Source organism: Variovorax sp. PvP013, from assembly GCF_050435945.1.
Lineage (GTDB): Bacteria > Pseudomonadota > Gammaproteobacteria > Burkholderiales > Burkholderiaceae_C > Variovorax.
In genome coordinates this window covers 1,574,938-1,592,404 of sequence record NZ_JBNDLF010000001.1, presented here as the reverse complement: position 1 = coordinate 1,592,404, position 17,467 = coordinate 1,574,938, and the positions used below count along the sequence as shown (strand labels likewise).

The 17,467-nt window shown below is 69.0% G+C and carries 13 protein-coding genes; 9 read left to right on the top strand and 4 right to left on the bottom strand.

Annotation, left to right across the window (positions count from 1 at the left end; genetic code table 11):
- Positions 1 to 122 precede the first annotated feature (122 nt).
- Entirely contained in the window at positions 123 to 1,349 is a 1,227-nt protein-coding gene (locus ABID77_RS07550) for a glycosyltransferase family 4 protein (RefSeq protein ID WP_429593063.1), read from the top strand.
- 4 nt (positions 1,350 to 1,353) lie between these two features.
- Positions 1,354 to 2,556 carry an OpgC domain-containing protein gene (opgC, locus tag ABID77_RS07545; RefSeq protein WP_429593060.1) on the top strand — a complete coding sequence of 401 codons (1,203 nt, stop codon included), beginning with the start codon at positions 1,354 to 1,356 and terminating at the stop codon, positions 2,554 to 2,556.
- On the opposite strand, the gene ABID77_RS07540 is transcribed toward opgC, so the two are convergent.
- From ABID77_RS07540 to ABID77_RS07530, 3 genes are all read right to left on the bottom strand, one after another.
- A complete protein-coding gene (locus ABID77_RS07540) occupies positions 2,516 to 3,361 on the bottom strand; it encodes an SGNH/GDSL hydrolase family protein (RefSeq protein WP_429593058.1) in 846 nt (281 codons plus the stop codon). The genes opgC and ABID77_RS07540 overlap by 41 nt on opposite strands.
- A 143-nt stretch (positions 3,362 to 3,504) precedes the next feature.
- Positions 3,505 to 4,257, bottom strand: coding sequence for an anti-sigma factor (locus ABID77_RS07535; protein ID WP_429593055.1), 753 nt, complete (start codon positions 4,255 to 4,257; stop codon positions 3,505 to 3,507).
- Positions 4,258 to 4,270: 13 nt separating this feature from the next.
- Positions 4,271 to 4,846, bottom strand: coding sequence for a sigma-70 family RNA polymerase sigma factor (locus ABID77_RS07530; RefSeq protein WP_429593053.1), 576 nt, complete (start codon positions 4,844 to 4,846; stop codon positions 4,271 to 4,273).
- Positions 4,847 to 5,054: 208 nt separating this feature from the next.
- Here ABID77_RS07530 and ABID77_RS07525 point away from each other — a divergent pair, with 208 nt between their 5' ends.
- The gene (locus ABID77_RS07525; RefSeq protein ID WP_429593050.1) at positions 5,055 to 5,639 is read left to right on the top strand and encodes a DUF3455 domain-containing protein; all 585 of its coding nucleotides are present in this window, start codon (positions 5,055 to 5,057) and stop codon (positions 5,637 to 5,639) included.
- Between the two features lie 55 nt (positions 5,640 to 5,694).
- On the opposite strand, the gene argH is transcribed toward ABID77_RS07525, so the two are convergent.
- Positions 5,695 to 7,113, bottom strand: coding sequence for an argininosuccinate lyase (gene argH, locus ABID77_RS07520; protein ID WP_429593047.1), 1,419 nt, complete (start codon positions 7,111 to 7,113; stop codon positions 5,695 to 5,697).
- Between the two features lie 56 nt (positions 7,114 to 7,169).
- Between argH and ABID77_RS07515 the strand changes: the two genes are divergently transcribed.
- The 6 genes from ABID77_RS07515 (at position 7,170) to ABID77_RS07490 (ending at position 17,461) form a co-directional block, all read left to right on the top strand.
- Positions 7,170 to 8,252, top strand: a complete 1,083-nt coding sequence (locus tag ABID77_RS07515; protein WP_429593353.1) for a sensor histidine kinase — start codon at positions 7,170 to 7,172, stop codon at positions 8,250 to 8,252.
- A 25-nt stretch (positions 8,253 to 8,277) separates the two neighbouring features.
- Positions 8,278 to 9,033 carry a LytR/AlgR family response regulator transcription factor gene (locus ABID77_RS07510; RefSeq protein ID WP_429593043.1) on the top strand — a complete coding sequence of 252 codons (756 nt, stop codon included), beginning with the start codon at positions 8,278 to 8,280 and terminating at the stop codon, positions 9,031 to 9,033.
- Positions 9,030 to 10,229 (top strand): AI-2E family transporter, encoded by a 1,200-nt coding sequence (locus tag ABID77_RS07505; RefSeq protein WP_429593040.1) that lies wholly within the window; start codon positions 9,030 to 9,032, stop codon positions 10,227 to 10,229. The genes ABID77_RS07510 and ABID77_RS07505 overlap by 4 nt, the downstream gene beginning before the upstream one ends.
- 262 nt (positions 10,230 to 10,491) lie before the next feature.
- Complete coding sequence (locus tag ABID77_RS07500; RefSeq protein WP_429593037.1) at positions 10,492 to 13,443, top strand: type VI secretion system Vgr family protein; 2,952 nt, start codon at positions 10,492 to 10,494, stop codon at positions 13,441 to 13,443.
- Positions 13,444 to 13,477: 34 nt separating this feature from the next.
- Positions 13,478 to 15,628: a hypothetical protein gene (locus ABID77_RS07495; protein ID WP_429593034.1), complete on the top strand. Its 2,151-nt coding sequence runs from the start codon at positions 13,478 to 13,480 to the stop codon at positions 15,626 to 15,628.
- A 12-nt stretch (positions 15,629 to 15,640) separates the two neighbouring features.
- Positions 15,641 to 17,461: a tetratricopeptide repeat protein gene (locus ABID77_RS07490; RefSeq protein ID WP_429593031.1), complete on the top strand. Its 1,821-nt coding sequence runs from the start codon at positions 15,641 to 15,643 to the stop codon at positions 17,459 to 17,461.
- Positions 17,462 to 17,467: the final 6 nt, after the last annotated feature.

Below are 17,467 nucleotides of genomic sequence, written 5' to 3'. Positions count from 1 at the left end.
GGCCGGGAGACTAGCCCAAGTCCATGTCGGAGCAAGCCTTTTCGGCCGGGGGCGCTCCACTATGATCGGCCGCTATGAAAGTGCTATTGAGCCATTCCGCCGGTAATCAAAACGTTCGCGCCATGCTGGACGCGCTCACCCGTGCGGGGCTCCTGGCGCGCTTCGCCACCACCGTGGCGGCCGACGAGAACAGCGCCATGCTGCGCCTGATGCCCGCCGGTGTGCGCCGCGACTGGCTGCGCCGCCGCTTCGACGTGCCGCGCGAGAAGATCCTGCAGCATCGCTGGCGCGAACTCGCGCGCGTGATCTGCGGCGGCGCCGGCTGGCGCTCGGCGTTGCGCCACGAGGAGGGCTTCGCCTCGCTCGACGCCGTGATCCAGGACTTCGACCGCTTCGTGGCGCGCTCGCTGACCTCGGTGCAGCGGCGCGAGCCGCTGGGCGCGGTCTATGCCTACGAGGACGGCGCGCTCGACACCTTCCGCGCCGCCGGCGCGCTGGGCATGAAGCGCATCTACGACCTGCCGATCGCCTACTGGGAGCTCGGCCACCGCCTGCAGCAGGAAGAGGCCGAGCGCCTGCCCGACTGGGCCGCCACGCTCGGCGGCGGCCTGGTCGACTCGCGCGCCAAGCTCGCGCGCAAGACGCAGGAGCTCGAGCTCGCCGACCTGGTGGTCGTGGCCAGCACCTTCGTGCGCGACTCGCTGCCGGCGTCGGCCGCGCACAAGGCGATCGTGATGTCGCCCTTCGGCTCGCCCGCGCGCTGGACCGGCGGCTGGTCGCAGGCCGCGCTCGATCCGGCGCGGCCGATGCGCGTGCTCTTCGCCGGCTCCATGGGCCAGCGCAAGGGCCTGGCCGACCTGTTCGCCGCCATGAAGCTGCTCGCCGGCGAGAACATCGAGCTGGTGGTGCTCGGCTCGCCGATGGAGAGCATGGACTTCTACAAGGGCCAGTACGCCGGCTTCACGCACGAGAAGAGCCGCCCGCACGCCGAGGTGCTGGCGCTGATGCGCAGCTGCGACGTGTTCTGCCTGCCCTCGATCGTCGAGGGCCGCGCGCTGGTCATGCAGGAGGCGATGAGCCAGGGCCTGCCGGTGGTCATCACCGCCAACACCGGCGGCGCCGACCTGGTGGTCGAGGGTCGCACCGGCTTCCTGGTGCCGATCCGCGCGCCCGAGCGGATCGCCGAGAAGCTCTCCTGGCTCAACCGGCACCGCGCCGAACTGGTGGCGATGAAGGAGGAGGCCGCGCGTCATTCGGCGAGCTATTCCTGGACCGCCTACGGCGACACCGTGGTCGAGGCCATCCGCCGACTCGAGGGCGTGGCGCCGGCCGTCGCCGCGCCGACCTGAGCCGATGAAGGACGCGCCGCCCCAGGGCACCGGGCCGGCGTCCGCGCCTTCGCAGCGCTATTGGGAGGTCGACGCCCTGCGCGGGCTGATGCTCGTGCTGATGACCGTCACGCACCTGCCCACGCGGCTGACCGATCCGCTGGGCCAGCCCTTCGGCTTCGTCTCGGCGGCCGAGGGTTTCGTGCTGCTGTCGGCCTTCATGGCCGGGCTGGTCTACAGCCGCACCGGCTATCGCGACGGCATCGACGCCATGCGCCGCGCCTTCTGGCAGCGCGCGCTCAAGATCTACATGGCGCAGGCGGCGACCCTGCTGTTCCTCTTCACCATCATCGCGGCGGTCGGCCTGCGCATCGACCAGCCGGCGGTGAAGAACCTGATGTCGTACTACCTGACGCAGCCGCGCGAGGGCTTCCTCTTCGGCCTGCTGCTGGTCTACGAGCCGGCGCTGCTCGACATCCTGCCGATGTACATCTTCTTCATGCTGCTGAGTCCGTGGGTGCTGGCGTTCGCGTTCCGCCACGGCTGGACGGCCGTGATCCTGACGAGCACCGCCGTGTGGGCGGCGGCGCAGTTCGGGCTGAGCGAGGCGATCTACGGCTTCGCGGTGCGCTGGACCGGCATCCCCGTGCCGTTCCACGAGATGGGCGCCTTCAACGCCTACGCCTGGCAGTTCCTGTGGTTCGTCGGCCTGTGGATGGGGGCGGCGCGCAGCGCGCCGGGCGCGCGACCGCTGCGCATGCCGCCGTGGCTGCTGGTCGTGGCGGCGGCGATCGCGCTCTACGGCTTCTACTGGCGCCACCACGGCCCGCACGGGCAGGCGCCCTTCGGAGCCGACGACCACCTCAACCTGCTGTTCGACAAGTGGCTGCTCGGGCCGCTGCGCCTGGTCGACCTGGTGGCGCTGGGCGTGCTGGCGATCGGCTTCGGCCCGGCCCTGATGCGGCGGCTGCCGCGCCTGCACTGGCTGGAGGCGATGGGCTCGGCCTCGCTGCCGGTGTTCTGCGCGCACCTGGTGGCGGTGCTGCTGGTGCTGGCCTTCTTCGGCAACGGCCAGACCGCGCGGCCCTGGTGGGGCGACGCGCTGCTGCTGGCGGCGGTGTTCGGCGGGCTCTACGCGGTGGCGCGCGCCACGCTGTGGGTCGACACGCGCCGCGCGGCGCGGCGTCTCAGGGGCGCGAAGCCGGCGCCGCGCTCGACACCTTCGTGACGGCCGCGCCGCCGGCGGGCAGCGCCGGCAGGGCGGGCGCGGCGGCCAGGGCGGCCGGCGCCGGGCCGACGTGGGACGCGATCACCGAGTGCCACAGGCGGTAGCCGGTCTCGTTCATGTGCAGGCGGTCGCCCAGGAACAGGTCGGCGCGCGGGCGGTTGTCGGCGCCCATCATGGGCGTGAAGATGTCGATGTACTCGCTGTTGTCCAGGGTGCGGACATAGGCCGAGAGGATGTTGTTGGTCTCGCGGATCTTCGGCAGCAGCGCCTCGCGCGAGGGGCTGGGCTTGACCGAGATGTAGCTGATGCGCGCGTCGGGCAGTTCCTCGCGCACGGTGCGGGCGAAGCGGATGAAGCTGTCGAGCACCTGCAGCGGCGTGCGGCCCTCGGCCAGGTCGTTGTCGCCGGCGTAGACCAGCACGTGGCGCGGCTTGTAGCGCACCACCAGCTCGCGCGTGAACAGGCTGCAGTCGGCCATCGTGGAGCCGCCGAAGCCGCGGTTGATGACCACCGGCTGCTCGCGGAAGTCCTGCGCCAGGTGCGTCCAGAAGCGGATCGTCGAGCTGCCGACGAAGAGCACGCCGCCTTCGCCCGGCAGGCGTTCCTTGTCGGCGCTGTCGAAGGCCGAGAGGGAACCCTGCCAGCGGCTGACCGCGGCGGCGTATTCGGGGGAGGGGGCGAGGGGGGAGGCCGCCGGGGCGGTGGGCCGGAGGGCGCCGGTGGGGACCGGGATCTCGGCGTGGGCCGTGGCCTGGGCGGCCAGGGCGATCAGGATCGAAGCACAGAATGAAAAGAGGGGTTTCATGAGTACCATGGGACAGGCAACGTGCTTCGACACCTTTGCGTTGGCAAGTTTCCCCGCCATCGTCGATCTAAATCGTATCCAGATGCATCGGCCGACGCCCGGACGGCCTGCTCGCCGACATCCACGGTCGCCGAAGCGAGTCCTTACAGCGTCTTCTCGATCAGCGCACCCTTGAACAGCACCGGCCCGGTCGGCCCGCTGCCGCGCGGCGCGCCGCCGGCCGGCTCCAGGCTGACGGCCAGCGCCGGCACCGCGCGCACCGCCGATTCCGGCGCCGGCAGCCGCAGGGCCTGCGCACGGTCGAGCACGCCCAGGGACTGCGGCGCCCCGCCGGGCGGCAGCGCCCACAGCTGCAGCGACTTGTCCTGCCCCTCCTGGAAGGCGCCCACGCGCTGCAGCGTGAGCTGCTGGCGGACCGGATCGAAGGTCACCAGCATCGACGCCCGGGCGGCGTCGTCGGACAGCACGGCGACGTAGCGCACGGCCGGCGCGTTGCGCAGCTGCTCGTTCAGGTTCAGGCCGACCACCGCCGCGGCGACGGTCGCCAGCGCGCCGGCCGCCGCCGCGCCGCGCCACAGCGCCAGGCTGCGCAGCCAGCCGCGCCGGGGCGCCGCCAGGGGCCGTGCCGCCTGGCGCTGGCGTTCCAGCGCCTGCTCGGTCCGGTCGATCTCGATCTGGTTGAGGATGCGGCTCCAGACGGCCGCGTCGGGCTTCACGCCCGGCCCGATCTCGGTCAGGCTGGACAGGCGGCCCTGCCAGACCAGCGCGGCGGCGCGCACCGGGGCCTGTTCGCGGGCGATGGTCTCGAAGCGGCGTCGCGCGCCGCCGCGCAGGGTGCCCAGCGCGTAGCTCGCGGCCAGGAGTTCGAGGCGCTTTCCGGGGGTCGAGATGTTCATGGCAGGGTCCTCGTCAGGCGAAGCGCGTCATGCAGACACGCAGTTTTTCCAGTCCGCGGCGGATCCAGGTCTTGACGGTGCCCAGCGGCAGCTTGAGCTGCTCGGCCAGCTCGCCGTGGCTGAGGTCGCGCAGGTAGGCCAGGCTGACCACCTCGCGCTGCCGGCCTTCGAGCTGCTGCAGGCACTGCTGCAGGGCCCAGGCCTGCTCGCTGGCCTCGGTGATGTCCATGGGGCCGGGGCCGTCCGCGGCCAGCGTGTCGGCCATCACGTCGTCGAATTCCTGCGTGAGCTGGGCGCGGTCGGCGGTGCGCCGGCGCAGCAGGTCGAGCGCGCGGCTGCGCACGATCAGGCCCATCCAGGCCATCGGCGGGCTCAGCGAGGCGCGGTAGTCGCCAGCCACGCGCCAGATCGTGATGAAGGCCTCCTGCAGGGCGTCCTCGGCCCATTCCCGCTGCCGCACCACGCGCAGCGCCAGTCCGAAGAGCCGCGGCGAGGCGCTGTCGTAGAGCAGCCGCAGCGCGGCTTCGTCGCGTTGGCCGACGCGGTCGATGAGGGCCATGAGATCGGCATCGGAGAGGGGGGCGTTCATGCCGGGATTGTGCAGGGGAGACCATGAAACGGATACGGCGCGGGAGCGGCCGCGGATTCAAGACGCGAAGGAGTTGAATCCGTCGGGCGGATCGTCGCGTACCCCGGATCGGGCCGGGCGCCGACGAGGAAGTTGGCGTCGTCCGGCCATAAAGCCCCTGCATCCGGTTCCCTTTTCTTCAACGCTCCCATCCTCCAAGGAAACGACCATGAACACCCGCCTCCTCGCCCTCGCTCCCGTCCTCTGCGCCGTCGCCGCGCTGTCCGCGTGTTCGGGCACCGGCATGAAGCCCATGGGCGCCATGGGCTCGTCGATGGCCGCCAAACCCTTTTCGCAGGCCATGCTGCCCGAGCCCGTGAAGGTGCCGGCCGGCAACGTGGTGGCCCTGGAGACCGTGGGCGCCGGCGACATCACCTACGAATGCCGCGCCAAGACGGCCATGCCCGGCCAGTTCGAATGGGTCTTCGTCGGTCCCGACGCGAAGCTGATGGACCGCGCCGGCAAGCAGGTCGGCACCTATGTCGGCCCGCCGGCCACCTGGGCGCACATGGACGGCTCCAAGGTCACGGCCACGCAGGTCGCGGTCGCGCCCAACGGCCCGGACAACATCCCGCACCAGCTGGTCAAGGCCAATCCGGCCATGGGCATGGGCGCGATGCAGGGCGTGACCTACATCCAGCGCACCGCCACCCGGGGCGGCGTGGCGCCGTCGATGCCCTGCGGCGCATCGAACATGGCCCAGAAGCAGGTCGTGAAGTACCAGGCCGACTACATCTTCTATCGCGCGATGTGATCCGGGGCGGTGCCCGTCACCGGGCATCGCCGAAGGTCGTCGGCAGGCGTCGGGTTCAGGCCCCGAGCCGGCCCCGATGCCGCGCGATCTGGGCGCGCACCTGCGCCGGCGCCGTGCCGCCCAGGATGTCGCGCGCGTTCAGCGAGCCGCGCAGGCTCAGGACGTCGTAGACGTCCTGCTCGATCGTCGGGTTGAACTGCTGCAGCACGGCCAGCGGCAGCTCCGACAGGTCGACCTGGTGCGAGATCGCCGCCTTGACCGCGTGCGCCACGGTCTCGTGGGCGTCGCGAAAGGGCAGGCCCTTCTTGACCAGGTAGTCGGCCAGATCGGTGGCGGTGGCGTAGCCGCGCAGGGCGGCGCGCTCCATGGCCTCGGGCTTGACGGTGATGCCGCCGACCATCTCCGCGAAGATGCGCAGGGTGTCCTTGAGCGTGTCGACGGTGTCGAACAGCGGCTCCTTGTCCTCCTGGTTGTCCTTGTTGTAGGCCAGCGGCTGGGCCTTCATGAGGGTTATGAGGCCCATCAGGTGACCGACCACGCGGCCGGTCTTGCCACGCGCCAGCTCGGGCACGTCGGGGTTCTTCTTCTGCGGCATGATCGACGAGCCGGTGCAGAAGCGGTCGGCGATGTCGATGAAGCCGAAGCTCTGGCTCATCCACAGGATCAGTTCCTCGCTCAGGCGGCTGACGTGGATCATCGCCAGCGAGGCGGCGGCGGTGAACTCGATCGCGAAGTCGCGGTCGCTCACGGCGTCCAGGCTGTTCTGGCAGACCACGGCATCGCCGTTCCCGTCGACCATGCCCAGCGTGCGCGCGACCCGTTCGCGGTCCAGCGGATAGCTGGTGCCGGCCAAGGCTGCAGCGCCCAGCGGCAGGCGGTTGACGCGCTTCCTCACGTCGAGCAGCCGCTCGGCGTCGCGCGCGAACATCTCCACGTAGGCCAGCATGTGGTGGCCGAAGCTCACCGGCTGCGCCACCTGCAGGTGCGTGAAGCCCGGCAGGATGACCTCGACGTTCTTCTCGGCGATGTCCACCAGCGCGCGCTGCAGGGCCATCAGCAGGTCGCCGATCAGGTCGATCTCGCCGCGCAGCCACAGCCGCACGTCGGTGGCGACCTGGTCGTTGCGGCTGCGGCCGGTGTGCAGGCGCTTGCCGGCATCGCCCACGATCTGGGTCAGGCGCGCCTCGATGTTCAGGTGCACGTCCTCCAGGTCGAGCTTCCATTCGAAGGCGCCGGATTCGATTTCGGAGCGCACCTGTGCCATCCCGCGCTCGATCGCGGCATGGTCCTGCGCACCGATGATTCCCTGTGCCGCCAGCATGCCCGCGTGCGCGAGGGAGCCGGTGATGTCGGCCTCCCACAGCCGCTGGTCGAAGAACACGCTGGAGGTGTAGCGTTTGACGAGGTCGCTCATCGGCTCGGAGAACAGGGCCGACCAGGCTTCGGATTTCTTGTCGAATTGGTTTTGGGTCATGGAAGGCGTTGGCGAGGCAATAATGAGTTTGTCACTCGATGTATCTGCAGTCTGTCATGCGCAAGCCGTCGATCTTATCGACTCCCCCTCCGGCCCACCGGGAACCTTCGCCATCCTTGCACGGCGCGAAGCGGGCGGAGCCGCGCGCCGGGACGCTGCTGTTCGACACCTGCCGGATCGGCGTGGTGCTGCGCGCGGTGCTGCTGGTGGAAGCGGTGATCGCCGTGGTGATGATCTTCATGGCGCCGACGCCGACCGCCTGGCTGGTCCTGACCGGCTCGGCGACCGCCGGGGCCCTGCCCGCGACGATGCACTGGCTGGCCGCGGCTTGCGCGGCGAAGAAGCTCATGGCCAGGCGGTCGCACCGCGCGCAGTTCGCATTCGGCATCGCCCTGGGGGTGGTCTCGGCGCTCTACGGCTGCGCGCTGCTGCGCCTGAGCGATGTCGTGACGGCGGCGCCGTGGCTCGCCTCGGCCGTGGCCGGCGGGATGCTGGCGGCGCTCTTCATGGAACTGCTGGTGCTGCGCGCGCGCGGCCGGATGCCGGCGGCGACGACCGCGCGGCTGCAGGAGCTGCAGGCGCGCATCCGGCCGCACTTCCTCTTCAACACCCTGAACAGCGCCATCGCCCTGGTGCGCGACGATCCGGTCAAGGCCGAGACGATGCTGGAGGACCTGAGCGAGCTCTTCCGCGGCGCGCTCGCCGAACCGGGCGAGTCGGTCACGCTGGCCGACGAGATCCAGCTGGCGCGGCGCTACCTGGCCATCGAACAGGTGCGCTTCGACATGCGTCTGAGCATCCTCTGGGACATCGATCCGGCGGCCGACGGCGCCCGCCTGCCGCCGCTGCTGCTGCAGCCGCTGGTGGAGAACTCGGTGCGGCACGGCATCGAACCCAGTCCCGAGGGCGGACGCCTGCTGGTGCGCACGCAGCGCCGCGGCGCCATGGTGGTGATCGAGGTGGTCAACACCCTCGCGCCCGAGCCCTGGAACACCACGGCACGTACCGCCGGCAACGGCATCGCGCTGGAGAACGTCCGCGACCGGCTGCGGCTGCTGCACGACGTTCAGGCCCAGTTCAGCGCCGGCGTCGAAAAGAACAACTATCGCGTGCGCATCGCCGTCCCGGTCGGGACATGAGCATGCCGCGCACGGAGAAGCCCCCATGCCCCTGAGAACCCTGATCGTCGACGACGAGGCCCTGGCGCGATCGCGCTTGCGGACCCTGCTGGGCGACTGCACGGAACCGGCCGCCGACGTGGTGTCCGAAGCGTCGCATGCCGCGCAGGCGAAGCAACTGCTCAAGAGCACGGTCTTCGACCTGGTGCTGCTGGACATCCACATGCCGGGCATGGACGGCATCGAGCTCGCGCGCTCGCTCGCGGAGCTGCCCGACGCGCCGGCGCTGGTCTTCGTGACGGCGCACGCGATGCACGCCGTCACGGCGTTCGAACTCGACGTGGTCGACTACCTGACCAAGCCGGTGCGGGTGGAGCGCCTGCAGCAGGCGCTGCAGAAGGTCGAGCGCCACCGCAGGGATCGGCAGGCGAAGGCGCAGAGTCCGGCCGGCCAGGTGCAGGAGACGCTCCTGATCCAGGACCGCGGTCGCGTCGAGCGCGTGCCGCTGGCCTCGGTGCGCTACCTGAAGTCCGAATTCAAGTACCTCACCGTGCGCACGTCGGCGCGCAGCTACATCCTCGAAGGCTCGCTGAGCGAGTTCGAGGAGCGCCACGCCGGGCGCTTCGTGCGCGTGCACCGCAACGCGCTGGTCGCGCTGGCGGCGGTGCGCAAGCTCGAGCGCGTGGCCGCCGGCGACGAGGCCGAGGGCTGGGCGGTGCGCCTGGACGGCATCCCGGAGCCGATCGCGGTCTCGCGCCGGCAGCTCGCCAGCGTGCGGGAGGCGCTGAAGGAGGCGCCGTGACGACCCCCGAAGGCGCCACGCCCGACGAGGCGCGCGAACTCGCCGCGCTCGCCGCCACCGAGGCGGTGCAGCGCGCGGAAGAGCACCGCGAGCGCGTGCTGCTGCACATGCCCGTCGACGTGCGCAGCGCCTCGCTGGTGGTGCTCGCGGTGCTGGCCGGCATCTTCACGCTGCGCTGGGCGGCGGCGGTGTTCATCCCGCTGATGCTCAGCCTGATCCTGACCTACGCGCTGGCGCCGCTGGTCGACCGGCTGGAGCGCTGGCGGGTGCCGCGCGTGATCGGCGCGGCGGTCATCCTGCTGGGCATCGCCGGGGCCATCGGCACCACCGGCTACTCGCTCTCGGGCAGCGCCGCGCAACTGGTCGATTCGCTGCCGGTGGCGGCGCAGAAGCTGCGCCAGGCCATGACCACCCGGCCGAGCCCGAGCAACCCCAGCACGCTCGACACCGTGCAGCAAGCCGCCGCGCAGCTGGAGCAGGCCGCGCAGGCGGCGTCCGTGCAGGCCGGCCGGCGCGGCGTCACGCGCGTCGTCATCGAGCGGCCGCCGTTCAACGTGCGCGACTACCTCTGGAGCGGCACGGTCGGACTGGCCGGGGCGCTGGGGCAGCTCACGCTGGTGGCCTTCCTGACCTTCTTCGCGCTGTGCTCGGGCGACACCTTCCGCCGCAAGCTGGTGAAGATCACCGGCCACAGCCTGCAGAAGAAGAAGATCACCGTGCACGTGCTCGACGACATTACCGGCAACATCGAGCGCTACCTGCTGGTGCAGATCTTCACCAGCGCGCTGGTGGGCGTCGCCACCGGCCTCGCGTTCTGGGCCATCGGGCTGGAGAACGCGGCGGTGTGGGGCATCGTCGCGGGGGTGACCAACCTGATCCCCTACGTCGGCTCGCTGCTGGTGCTGGGCACCTCGGCGCTGGTGGCCTTCCTGCAGTTCAACAGCCTGGGGACGGCGGCGCTGGTGGGCGGCACGTCGCTGATGATCCACACCCTGGTGGGCAATCTGCTCGCGCCCTGGCTGACCAGCCGCACCAGCCGCATGAACCCGGTGGCGGTGTTCGTCGGCGTGATCTTCTGGGGCTGGCTGTGGGGCGTGTGGGGACTGCTGCTGGGCATCCCGATCATGATGATCGTGAAGTCGGTCTGCGACCGCGTGGAAGACCTGCAGCCGATCGGCGAACTGCTGGGGGACTGAGTTCGCCCCCGGGCCGCGCGCATTCCGTGTCGCTTCGTCCATCCCTTTTCCAGAGGAGGGCACCGAAGGCCTGGCACAGCCGGCTGCACGGCGTTGTTGGCTGGCAAATCTTTCCAAATGGCAATCGAACGCGCTCGATCTGCGCACTACGTCACCGAATTCGAATGAACCTGGGCGGGTTCGCGGTCACCGGCTTCCCGTTACGTGAGGGCTCACTACATTCGGGCCTCCTCGTTTCCATGCGTGACACCGAGAGCCCTGCATGTCCATGTTCTTCGGCGCGGATCGCGCCCTGGCGGTTCGCGGCCCCGCCATTCCCCTGATCGCGGGCGAACCCGCGCTGGTGCCGCTGAAGCTGCAGGGCCGCGAAGGCGTCAACAGCCTGTTCGAGTACCGGCTGGTCCTGCAGACGCCCGACGCCTACGACTTCAGGGCCGGCGAGGGCTCGAACTTCGATCTGGACGCCTTCGTCGGGCGCGAGCTCACCTGCGCCATCGAGCTGGAGGGCCACGGCAGCTTCGTGCCCGGGGTGCCCGGCGGCTTGGGCCCCAACCAGGGCGCGGGCGAGCGCGAGATCTCCGGGCTCGTCACCCGGGCGCGCTTCATCGGCGAGAGCAGCCGCCACGCCCTGTACGAACTCACCCTGCGCCCCTGGCTGCACCTGGCCACGCTCACCACCGACTGCCGGGTCTTCCAGGACCAGAGCCCCGTCGAGATCATCGAAGACGTCCTCGCGCGCTATGCCTTCGCCGCGGACAAGCGCCTGATCGAGACCTACCCGCGGCGCGACTACACCGTCCAGTACAACGAGAGCGACTTCGAGTTCGTCACGCGCCTCATGCAGGCGTGGGGCATCAACTACCACTTCGAGCACTCGGGGGGCGTGCACCGCCTGGTGTGGAGCGATCACAACGGTGCGTTCCAGGTGACCCAAAAGGATCAGGGCAAGAGACTCAGCGCCTACCACCATATCCCCTTCTACCCGCTGGGCCACAAGATCGACCGGGAGTACATCCACGGCTTCAGTCCCACCGATGCGCTCACCAGCGGCAGCTACAGCAGCCGTGACTACGACCATACCCGTCCACGCGCCACCCTGGAGGTGAGTGCGGCCGCACCGCGCCCGACCGGCCACGCGCAGCAGGCCGTCTACCTCTGGCGGGGCGACCGCGCGGGCCTGGGCGGCAGCGACTACAGCCAGCCCAACCGCGGCGCGGACAAGGCCGCCAACCAGACCGAAGCCCAGGGCGAGCACCTCGCGCGCCTGCGCATGCAGGTGCTGCGCCAGGGCGGGCGACGCGCCACGGGCGTGGGCCACCTGCGCGGCATCGTGGCGGGTTGCACCTTCGCCCTGACGGGGCACCCGCGCGAGCGGGCCAACGTCGAGTACGTCGTCCTGGAGACGCGCTTCGTCATCGAGAACGTGGGTGAGGATGCGCAGCGTGCCGTGCAGGCGACCGACCTCACGGCCACCACCGGCACCCCCGGCCCCACGGCCCTGAGCGACGCCCAGCGCCTGAGCGGTCAGTGGCGCGTGGCCGTCGAGTTCGACGTGCAGCCCACCACCGAGGCGCTGCGCCCGGCGCTCACCCAGCGCAAGCCCAAGACCGGCGGCCCCGAGACCGCCGTGGTCGTGGGCCCCGAAGCGGGCACGGCCGAGACCCACATCCACACCGACGCCCTCGGGCGCATCAAGGTCCAGTTCCCCTGGGACCGCCACGGCCGGAGGAACCAGGACAGCTCGTGCTGGGTGCGCGTGGCCAGCGCCTGGGCGGGCAACCAGCTCGGGGCGATGCACGTGCCCCGGGTGGGCCAGGAGGTGGTGATCGACTTCCTGGGCGGTGACCCGGACCTGCCCATCGTCACCGGACGTGTGTACAACCAGCTCAACCCGCCGCCCTGGGCGCTGCCCGCGCAGCAGGCCCTCAGCGGCTTCAGGAGCCGCGAGCTCACCTCCGGGGGCGGCAACAGCGCCGGTGGGCGCAGCAACCACCTGATCCTGGACGACACCGCTGAGAAGATTCAGGCACAGCTCAAGTCGGACCACCAGAGCAGTTCCCTGAGCCTGGGACACCTCACACGCGTCGAAGACAACGCAGGGCGCCAGGACGCGCGGGGCGAGGGCTTCGAGCTGCGCACGGACGGCCACGGGGTGGTGCGCGCGAAGGACGGGCTGCTGATCACCACCGAGGCGCGCGCCGCTGCCCGGGGGCACGCAAAGGCCATGACCGAGACCACCGCTCGCCTCGCACACGGGCAGGACCAGCACGAGCGGCTGGCCGACCTGGCGCAGCAGCACCGGGCGCAGGAGGCGGGCGACCAGGGCGAGGTGGTCCAGCGCCTGAAGGCGCAGAACGGGGCGATCGAGGGTGAGGCGAGGCCGGGCAACAACGGCAGTGAGGGCAGCGACTTCCCCGAGCTGAGCGAGCCGCACCTCACGCTGGCGAGCCCGGCGGGCATCCAGAGCACCACCGCCGGCAGCACGCATCACCACAGCGACGGCCACCATGCGATCACGGCCGGCGGCCATGCGAGCGTGAGCACGGCCGGGAGCTGGCTGGTCAGCGCCACGGAGGCCGTCAAGCTGTTTGCGTACCGCGCCGGCATGAAGCTGATCGCGGCGAGAGCGGACATCGACATCCAGGCCCTCGAGACCTCGGTCAATTTCCTGGCCAAGGTGGACATCACCCACACCGCCAACCGCATCACGCTCACCGCCAAGGAGGAGATCGTGGTCAACGGTGGAGGCAGCTACACGGCGTGGAAGAGCGACGGCATCGAGGAAGGTACTCCCGGTGACTGGGTCAGCCACGCGGCCACGCACGACATGGCCGGGCCGGCCAACCTGAGCGTCGCGCCGATGGCGATGCCGACAGCCTTGCTCCAGCCCGAACCCGGAACGCTGGTCTTCGACGTCTTGACCCAACCGGAAGATGTGGAGGGAACCGCATGGGCAGCGGAACCCTACGAACTGCTCAAGGGTGGAGCCGTCATCGAACAGGGCCTGACCAACGAACGAGGCCAGGTGGTCGTCAAGAACCACCAACCAGGCACCACCACGTACCAGGTGCGTTTCAGCCACGGCGCCGAGCATGAGCTCCGGGTGAGCGAGGCCCTGGACCACACCTCCGAACACCGGCTGGCCAACCACGGCTACCGCACCGACACCCACCACCGAGACCGTGCCACCGGCAACGGCTTCGACAAGGTCTGAACGGCATTCGCGTCACCTCATCCCGGAAACGTCCATGGCCCAACCAGCAGCCGATCCCCTCAAGACCCAGAACCCGCAGATCGTTCACATCGATGAGCGAAAGCGCACGGCCACCGTCACGCAGCAGTGGTTGCTGGAGAAAAGCACGTCGCACCCCATCCGCACTGGCAACAAGCTGCAGGCCTTCATCGGCGGTCGAGAAGGCTTCCAGGCCATCGCCCGAGACATCGAAGCCGCGCGCGAGAGCATCGATCTGGTGTGCTGGGGATTCGACCCTGGCATGGCGCTGGTGCGTGGAAATTGCATGGCCGCGTACCCCTGGGCGCAAGGCGAGCCCTATGGTGAACTCCTCAGGCGCAAGGCCGCCCAGGGCGTCAAGGTGCGCCTGCTGGTGTGGTACAGCCCCCGGGGGTCGGCCAAGCAGAACTCGTTGGTCGGGTATGTCAATCCGACCGAGTTCCTCGTGGGTGGCGTCATCAATCACACGTCCGACGAATTGCGCGCTCCCACCGTCGGCATGGCCGGCAGCATCGGAAGATCTTCCATCACCTCCATGTCCTCGAAGTCCGTGGCGGAGCAACGCCTGGACTACTGCACACGGTGGTGGCGCGAAGCGACGGCGGGCCAGATCCGGAACCTGGAGGTGCGTGGACGCGACGGCGTGGCGCAGCACGTCAAGACCAGCGTGGCCGACGAAGCCGATCAGCCGCAGACAACGGCCGGCACCCTTGGAGGACTGGTCACCGAGAAGATGCTGATTGAAGAAAATGCCACCCACCACCAGAAGCCCATCCTGATCGACTACGCCTACCAAGAAGGCAGCCTTGCCGTGGGCTACGTGATGGGCCTCAACAGCGTGAGCGATTACTGGGACAGCGCGGAGCACGGCTTCGACGACCCGCTGCGCGAGCAGGACCTCGCTGGCACGAGCGATGACGTGGCCAGACAGGCCCTCCAGTCGGGACGGCCTGTCAGCCGCAAGCCGCTGCAGGACTACGCCTTTCGTGTCGAGGGGCATGCGCTCATCGACGTGCACCAGAACTTCTGCCGTGCCTGGAACCGCGCGCCGCTGCTGCCCAAGCTGGCGGCCACGAGCAACGCCAAGGCCCAGGCCGTGCGCAGCGCCGACATCGATCCCTCGCTGGATCCTCGCAAGCTGGGCAAGACCGGCAGCCCGGCCGAGCGACGTCTGCGCCTGCAGGTGCTGCGCACCCAGCCCGAGGAAGAGTATGACGATCAGGAGAAGTGCTGGGCCTTCGACAAAAGCATCAAGCACGCCTACTTCCAGGCCACCAGCGTCGCGCGCAACTACATCTATCTGGAGAACCAGTACTTCTTCTACGAGGAATGGGCGCGCCACCTCAAGGCCAACCGCACGGCGTTCATGCAGTGGGTGCAGGGAGCGGGCCGCACGAGCCGGGACGCGCGCACCCTGCACCTGATGGTGGTGATGCCCCTGCCCGAGGACGAAGGAATGATCCCGCGCACCTACGACACGTTCAAAAGCCTGGGCCAGGGGCAGTCGATGCAGAACCAGAGAGACGTGTATGCGAGCGAGGAGAAAACCCTGGCAGCACAGCAGGCGTGGGATGCACGCCATGCCGCGCTGTCGCCCCAGGAAAAGGCATCCGGCCGCGCCGTGCTGGGACGGATCGGCCCCCGGCCGTCCGTGCTCCTGAGCCCCGTGACGCAGGATGCGCAGAAGGTCAAGGAACCCACGCTCGACAAGGATGGCGTGCTGATGCAGGACGGCAAGAGCCTGGGCCTGAAGGTGCTCGTCTGCAAGATGGCCACGCCCAACCAGACTGGTCAGGCTGCGCTGGGCGCCAGTCGCGACATCTACATCCACAGCAAGCTGCTGATGATCGACGACTGCTTCATGACGCTGGGCAGCGCCAACCTGAACCTGCGCAGCATGGCTGCAGACAGCGAGATCAATCTGGCGACCGACAGCATCGGGCATGTTCGATCGTTCAGGCGGCGGGTGTGGGGGATGCAGACGGGGGGTGATGCGGAGGGGGTTGGGAGGAACGGGTCTACGAAAGAAATTGCATTGGCATTTGAGCGCTGGAAGACGCTCGCGTTGAACAACAAACAGGGACTTGCGAAAAGTCCGCCTGAGCCTATGACGGGCTTTCTCGTCCGGTTCGAAGACACACGCATTTCGATGCACCGCTACGGGTGAATGGGTGAAGACATGCCGATTCCTACCCGTGCAATTGTCATTCTTCTTAACTTCTTCCTGTACGCCACACTGAACGCCTGCAAGCCCGACATGCAAGCCTATGCCTATCCCTTCACCGCACAGTCCGACCTCGCCCAGCTAAGCGAGGAGGGTGTGCTGCCGCGCAACATCAACCTGAAGACCTTCGATCCGCACCGCGATGCGGGCGAGTTCGCTTGTCGCAACCAAGCCACCAGCGCCCCGACCCTGACACCGCAGGCGCAGGAACTGCATGAACACGCCATGACTTTGACCAGCGGGGAGCTATGGCCGAACGAGCGCGACTGGCCACAGGCCATGAAGCTATGGGATCAGGCGGCGGCCCAGGGGCACTGGAAGGCCGCGCTGATGTGGCTGCAGACGGCGCGCACCGGCGCCGGTGTGAACAGTGTCAAGGGCCGTTTCCAGGTTTCGCCAGAAATGTCGGAGGTAGTGGTTTCGAAGATGGAAGTGCTAATGCGCCAAGGGGTGGCCGATGCCTTCTTTTGGATGGGGGAGTTTTATGGTGGAGGCTATGGGGTCAAGCAAAGCACTGACCGGCAATGGGCGTTCTACGAACTCGCGGCAGACCTAGGCAGTCCGTTGGCGCAAACCATGATTGCCGGTGTGTTGGAGTTGGGACACCGAGATATGGAGAAGCCCGGACAGGCCAAATGGGCAAATCATGCGTTGATGTTCAAGTTGCTCGAATGCGCATATGCCCAAGGCTACGGCAAGGCTGGTTTTCAACTTGGAACTTGGCTGCGCATTAAAGCTAAGGGCGTGCCTCAACTCATCCCTCCCAGTACTACACCTGAAGAGCAATTCGCCCGTGCCCTGCAAATCCTGCACGACGGCGTCAAGTTCGGCAGCGAAGACGCAGCAGGCTACTTGTCCTCATCCTTGCGTTCGGGCGATCCGATCAACAGGCATCAGATCGACAAGGTGCGGGCCGACCGATATCGCGCATTGGCCGAAGCCCTCTGGCACAACCCCGACCTGCGCTTCCCCAACCTCGACCGTGTCCTGCCCCTGCCACCGGCGAAGCTGCCCCAGTGGGACGGCAACCCCGACACCCTGATCGACGCGGCCAAGGCCGTGCGCGTGACGCCCAGGGCCCAGAAGCTCTCGGGCCACGTCCATCCACCCGCTCACCGCGCCCACATCCCGCCCGGGCAGACCCTGCAGGTGCCCCCGCACCTCGCGCACATGCTCGGGCTGCCGGGCTTCACCAGCATCCTGGCCGACGTGCCCGGTGCCACCGGCCTGGCCCGCGCGAGCGTGACCGGCTATTGGCAGCCCAGGGTCTCTCCGGCCCGCGCCACCGACTCCATCGCCACGGCCCGCCTGCGCCGCGACCTCGCCAACCGGCCGCCCCTGCGCTTTCGCGAAGGCGAGCGCATGCAGCTCGACGTGGGCAACACCGACTTGCCGCACGAAGACCTCGCGCACTACCTCGTCACCTGGCACTTCATGGGCTGGCCCGTGGCCCAGCGGGTACCGCAGGACTGGTTGGTCGAGGCCGGTACCGCGCGCGCCATCGACGAGGCCACGCAGATGACTTGCAAGGGCGACCAGGCCTGCCCGCAGACGGGCATCTGGCAGCCCCATGTCGTCGACGAAGCCCAGTCGCTGTCGCGGACCTCGGGAACGTCGTCGTTGGAGAGTGAAGGCTGGAAGTGGCAAGCCTTTGTCGAGAAGGGGCAGCGCATGCCGAGCCTGCGGGCCAAGGGCGTGCCGATGAAAGACGAGCAGGTGGACTGGCGGCTGATGCTCGCCTGCGAGTCGGGTTTCGACGGGCCGATGGCGGGCTGAGCAGAC

Coding starts and splice junctions, on each gene's coding strand:
- ABID77_RS07550 (WP_429593063.1), top strand. CDS start 123: ATGCTGGACGCGCTCACCCGTGCGGGGCTCCTGGCGCGCTTCGCCACC.
- opgC (WP_429593060.1), top strand. CDS start 1,354: ATGAAGGACGCGCCGCCCCAGGGCACCGGGCCGGCGTCCGCGCCTTCG.
- ABID77_RS07540 (WP_429593058.1), bottom strand. CDS start 3,361: ATGAAACCCCTCTTTTCATTCTGTGCTTCGATCCTGATCGCCCTGGCC.
- ABID77_RS07535 (WP_429593055.1), bottom strand. CDS start 4,257: ATGAACATCTCGACCCCCGGAAAGCGCCTCGAACTCCTGGCCGCGAGC.
- ABID77_RS07530 (WP_429593053.1), bottom strand. CDS start 4,846: ATGAACGCCCCCCTCTCCGATGCCGATCTCATGGCCCTCATCGACCGC.
- ABID77_RS07525 (WP_429593050.1), top strand. CDS start 5,055: ATGAACACCCGCCTCCTCGCCCTCGCTCCCGTCCTCTGCGCCGTCGCC.
- argH (WP_429593047.1), bottom strand. CDS start 7,113: ATGACCCAAAACCAATTCGACAAGAAATCCGAAGCCTGGTCGGCCCTG.
- ABID77_RS07515 (WP_429593353.1), top strand. CDS start 7,170: ATGCGCAAGCCGTCGATCTTATCGACTCCCCCTCCGGCCCACCGGGAA.
- ABID77_RS07510 (WP_429593043.1), top strand. CDS start 8,278: ATGCCCCTGAGAACCCTGATCGTCGACGACGAGGCCCTGGCGCGATCG.
- ABID77_RS07500 (WP_429593037.1), top strand. CDS start 10,492: ATGTCCATGTTCTTCGGCGCGGATCGCGCCCTGGCGGTTCGCGGCCCC.
- ABID77_RS07495 (WP_429593034.1), top strand. CDS start 13,478: ATGGCCCAACCAGCAGCCGATCCCCTCAAGACCCAGAACCCGCAGATC.
- ABID77_RS07490 (WP_429593031.1), top strand. CDS start 15,641: ATGCCGATTCCTACCCGTGCAATTGTCATTCTTCTTAACTTCTTCCTG.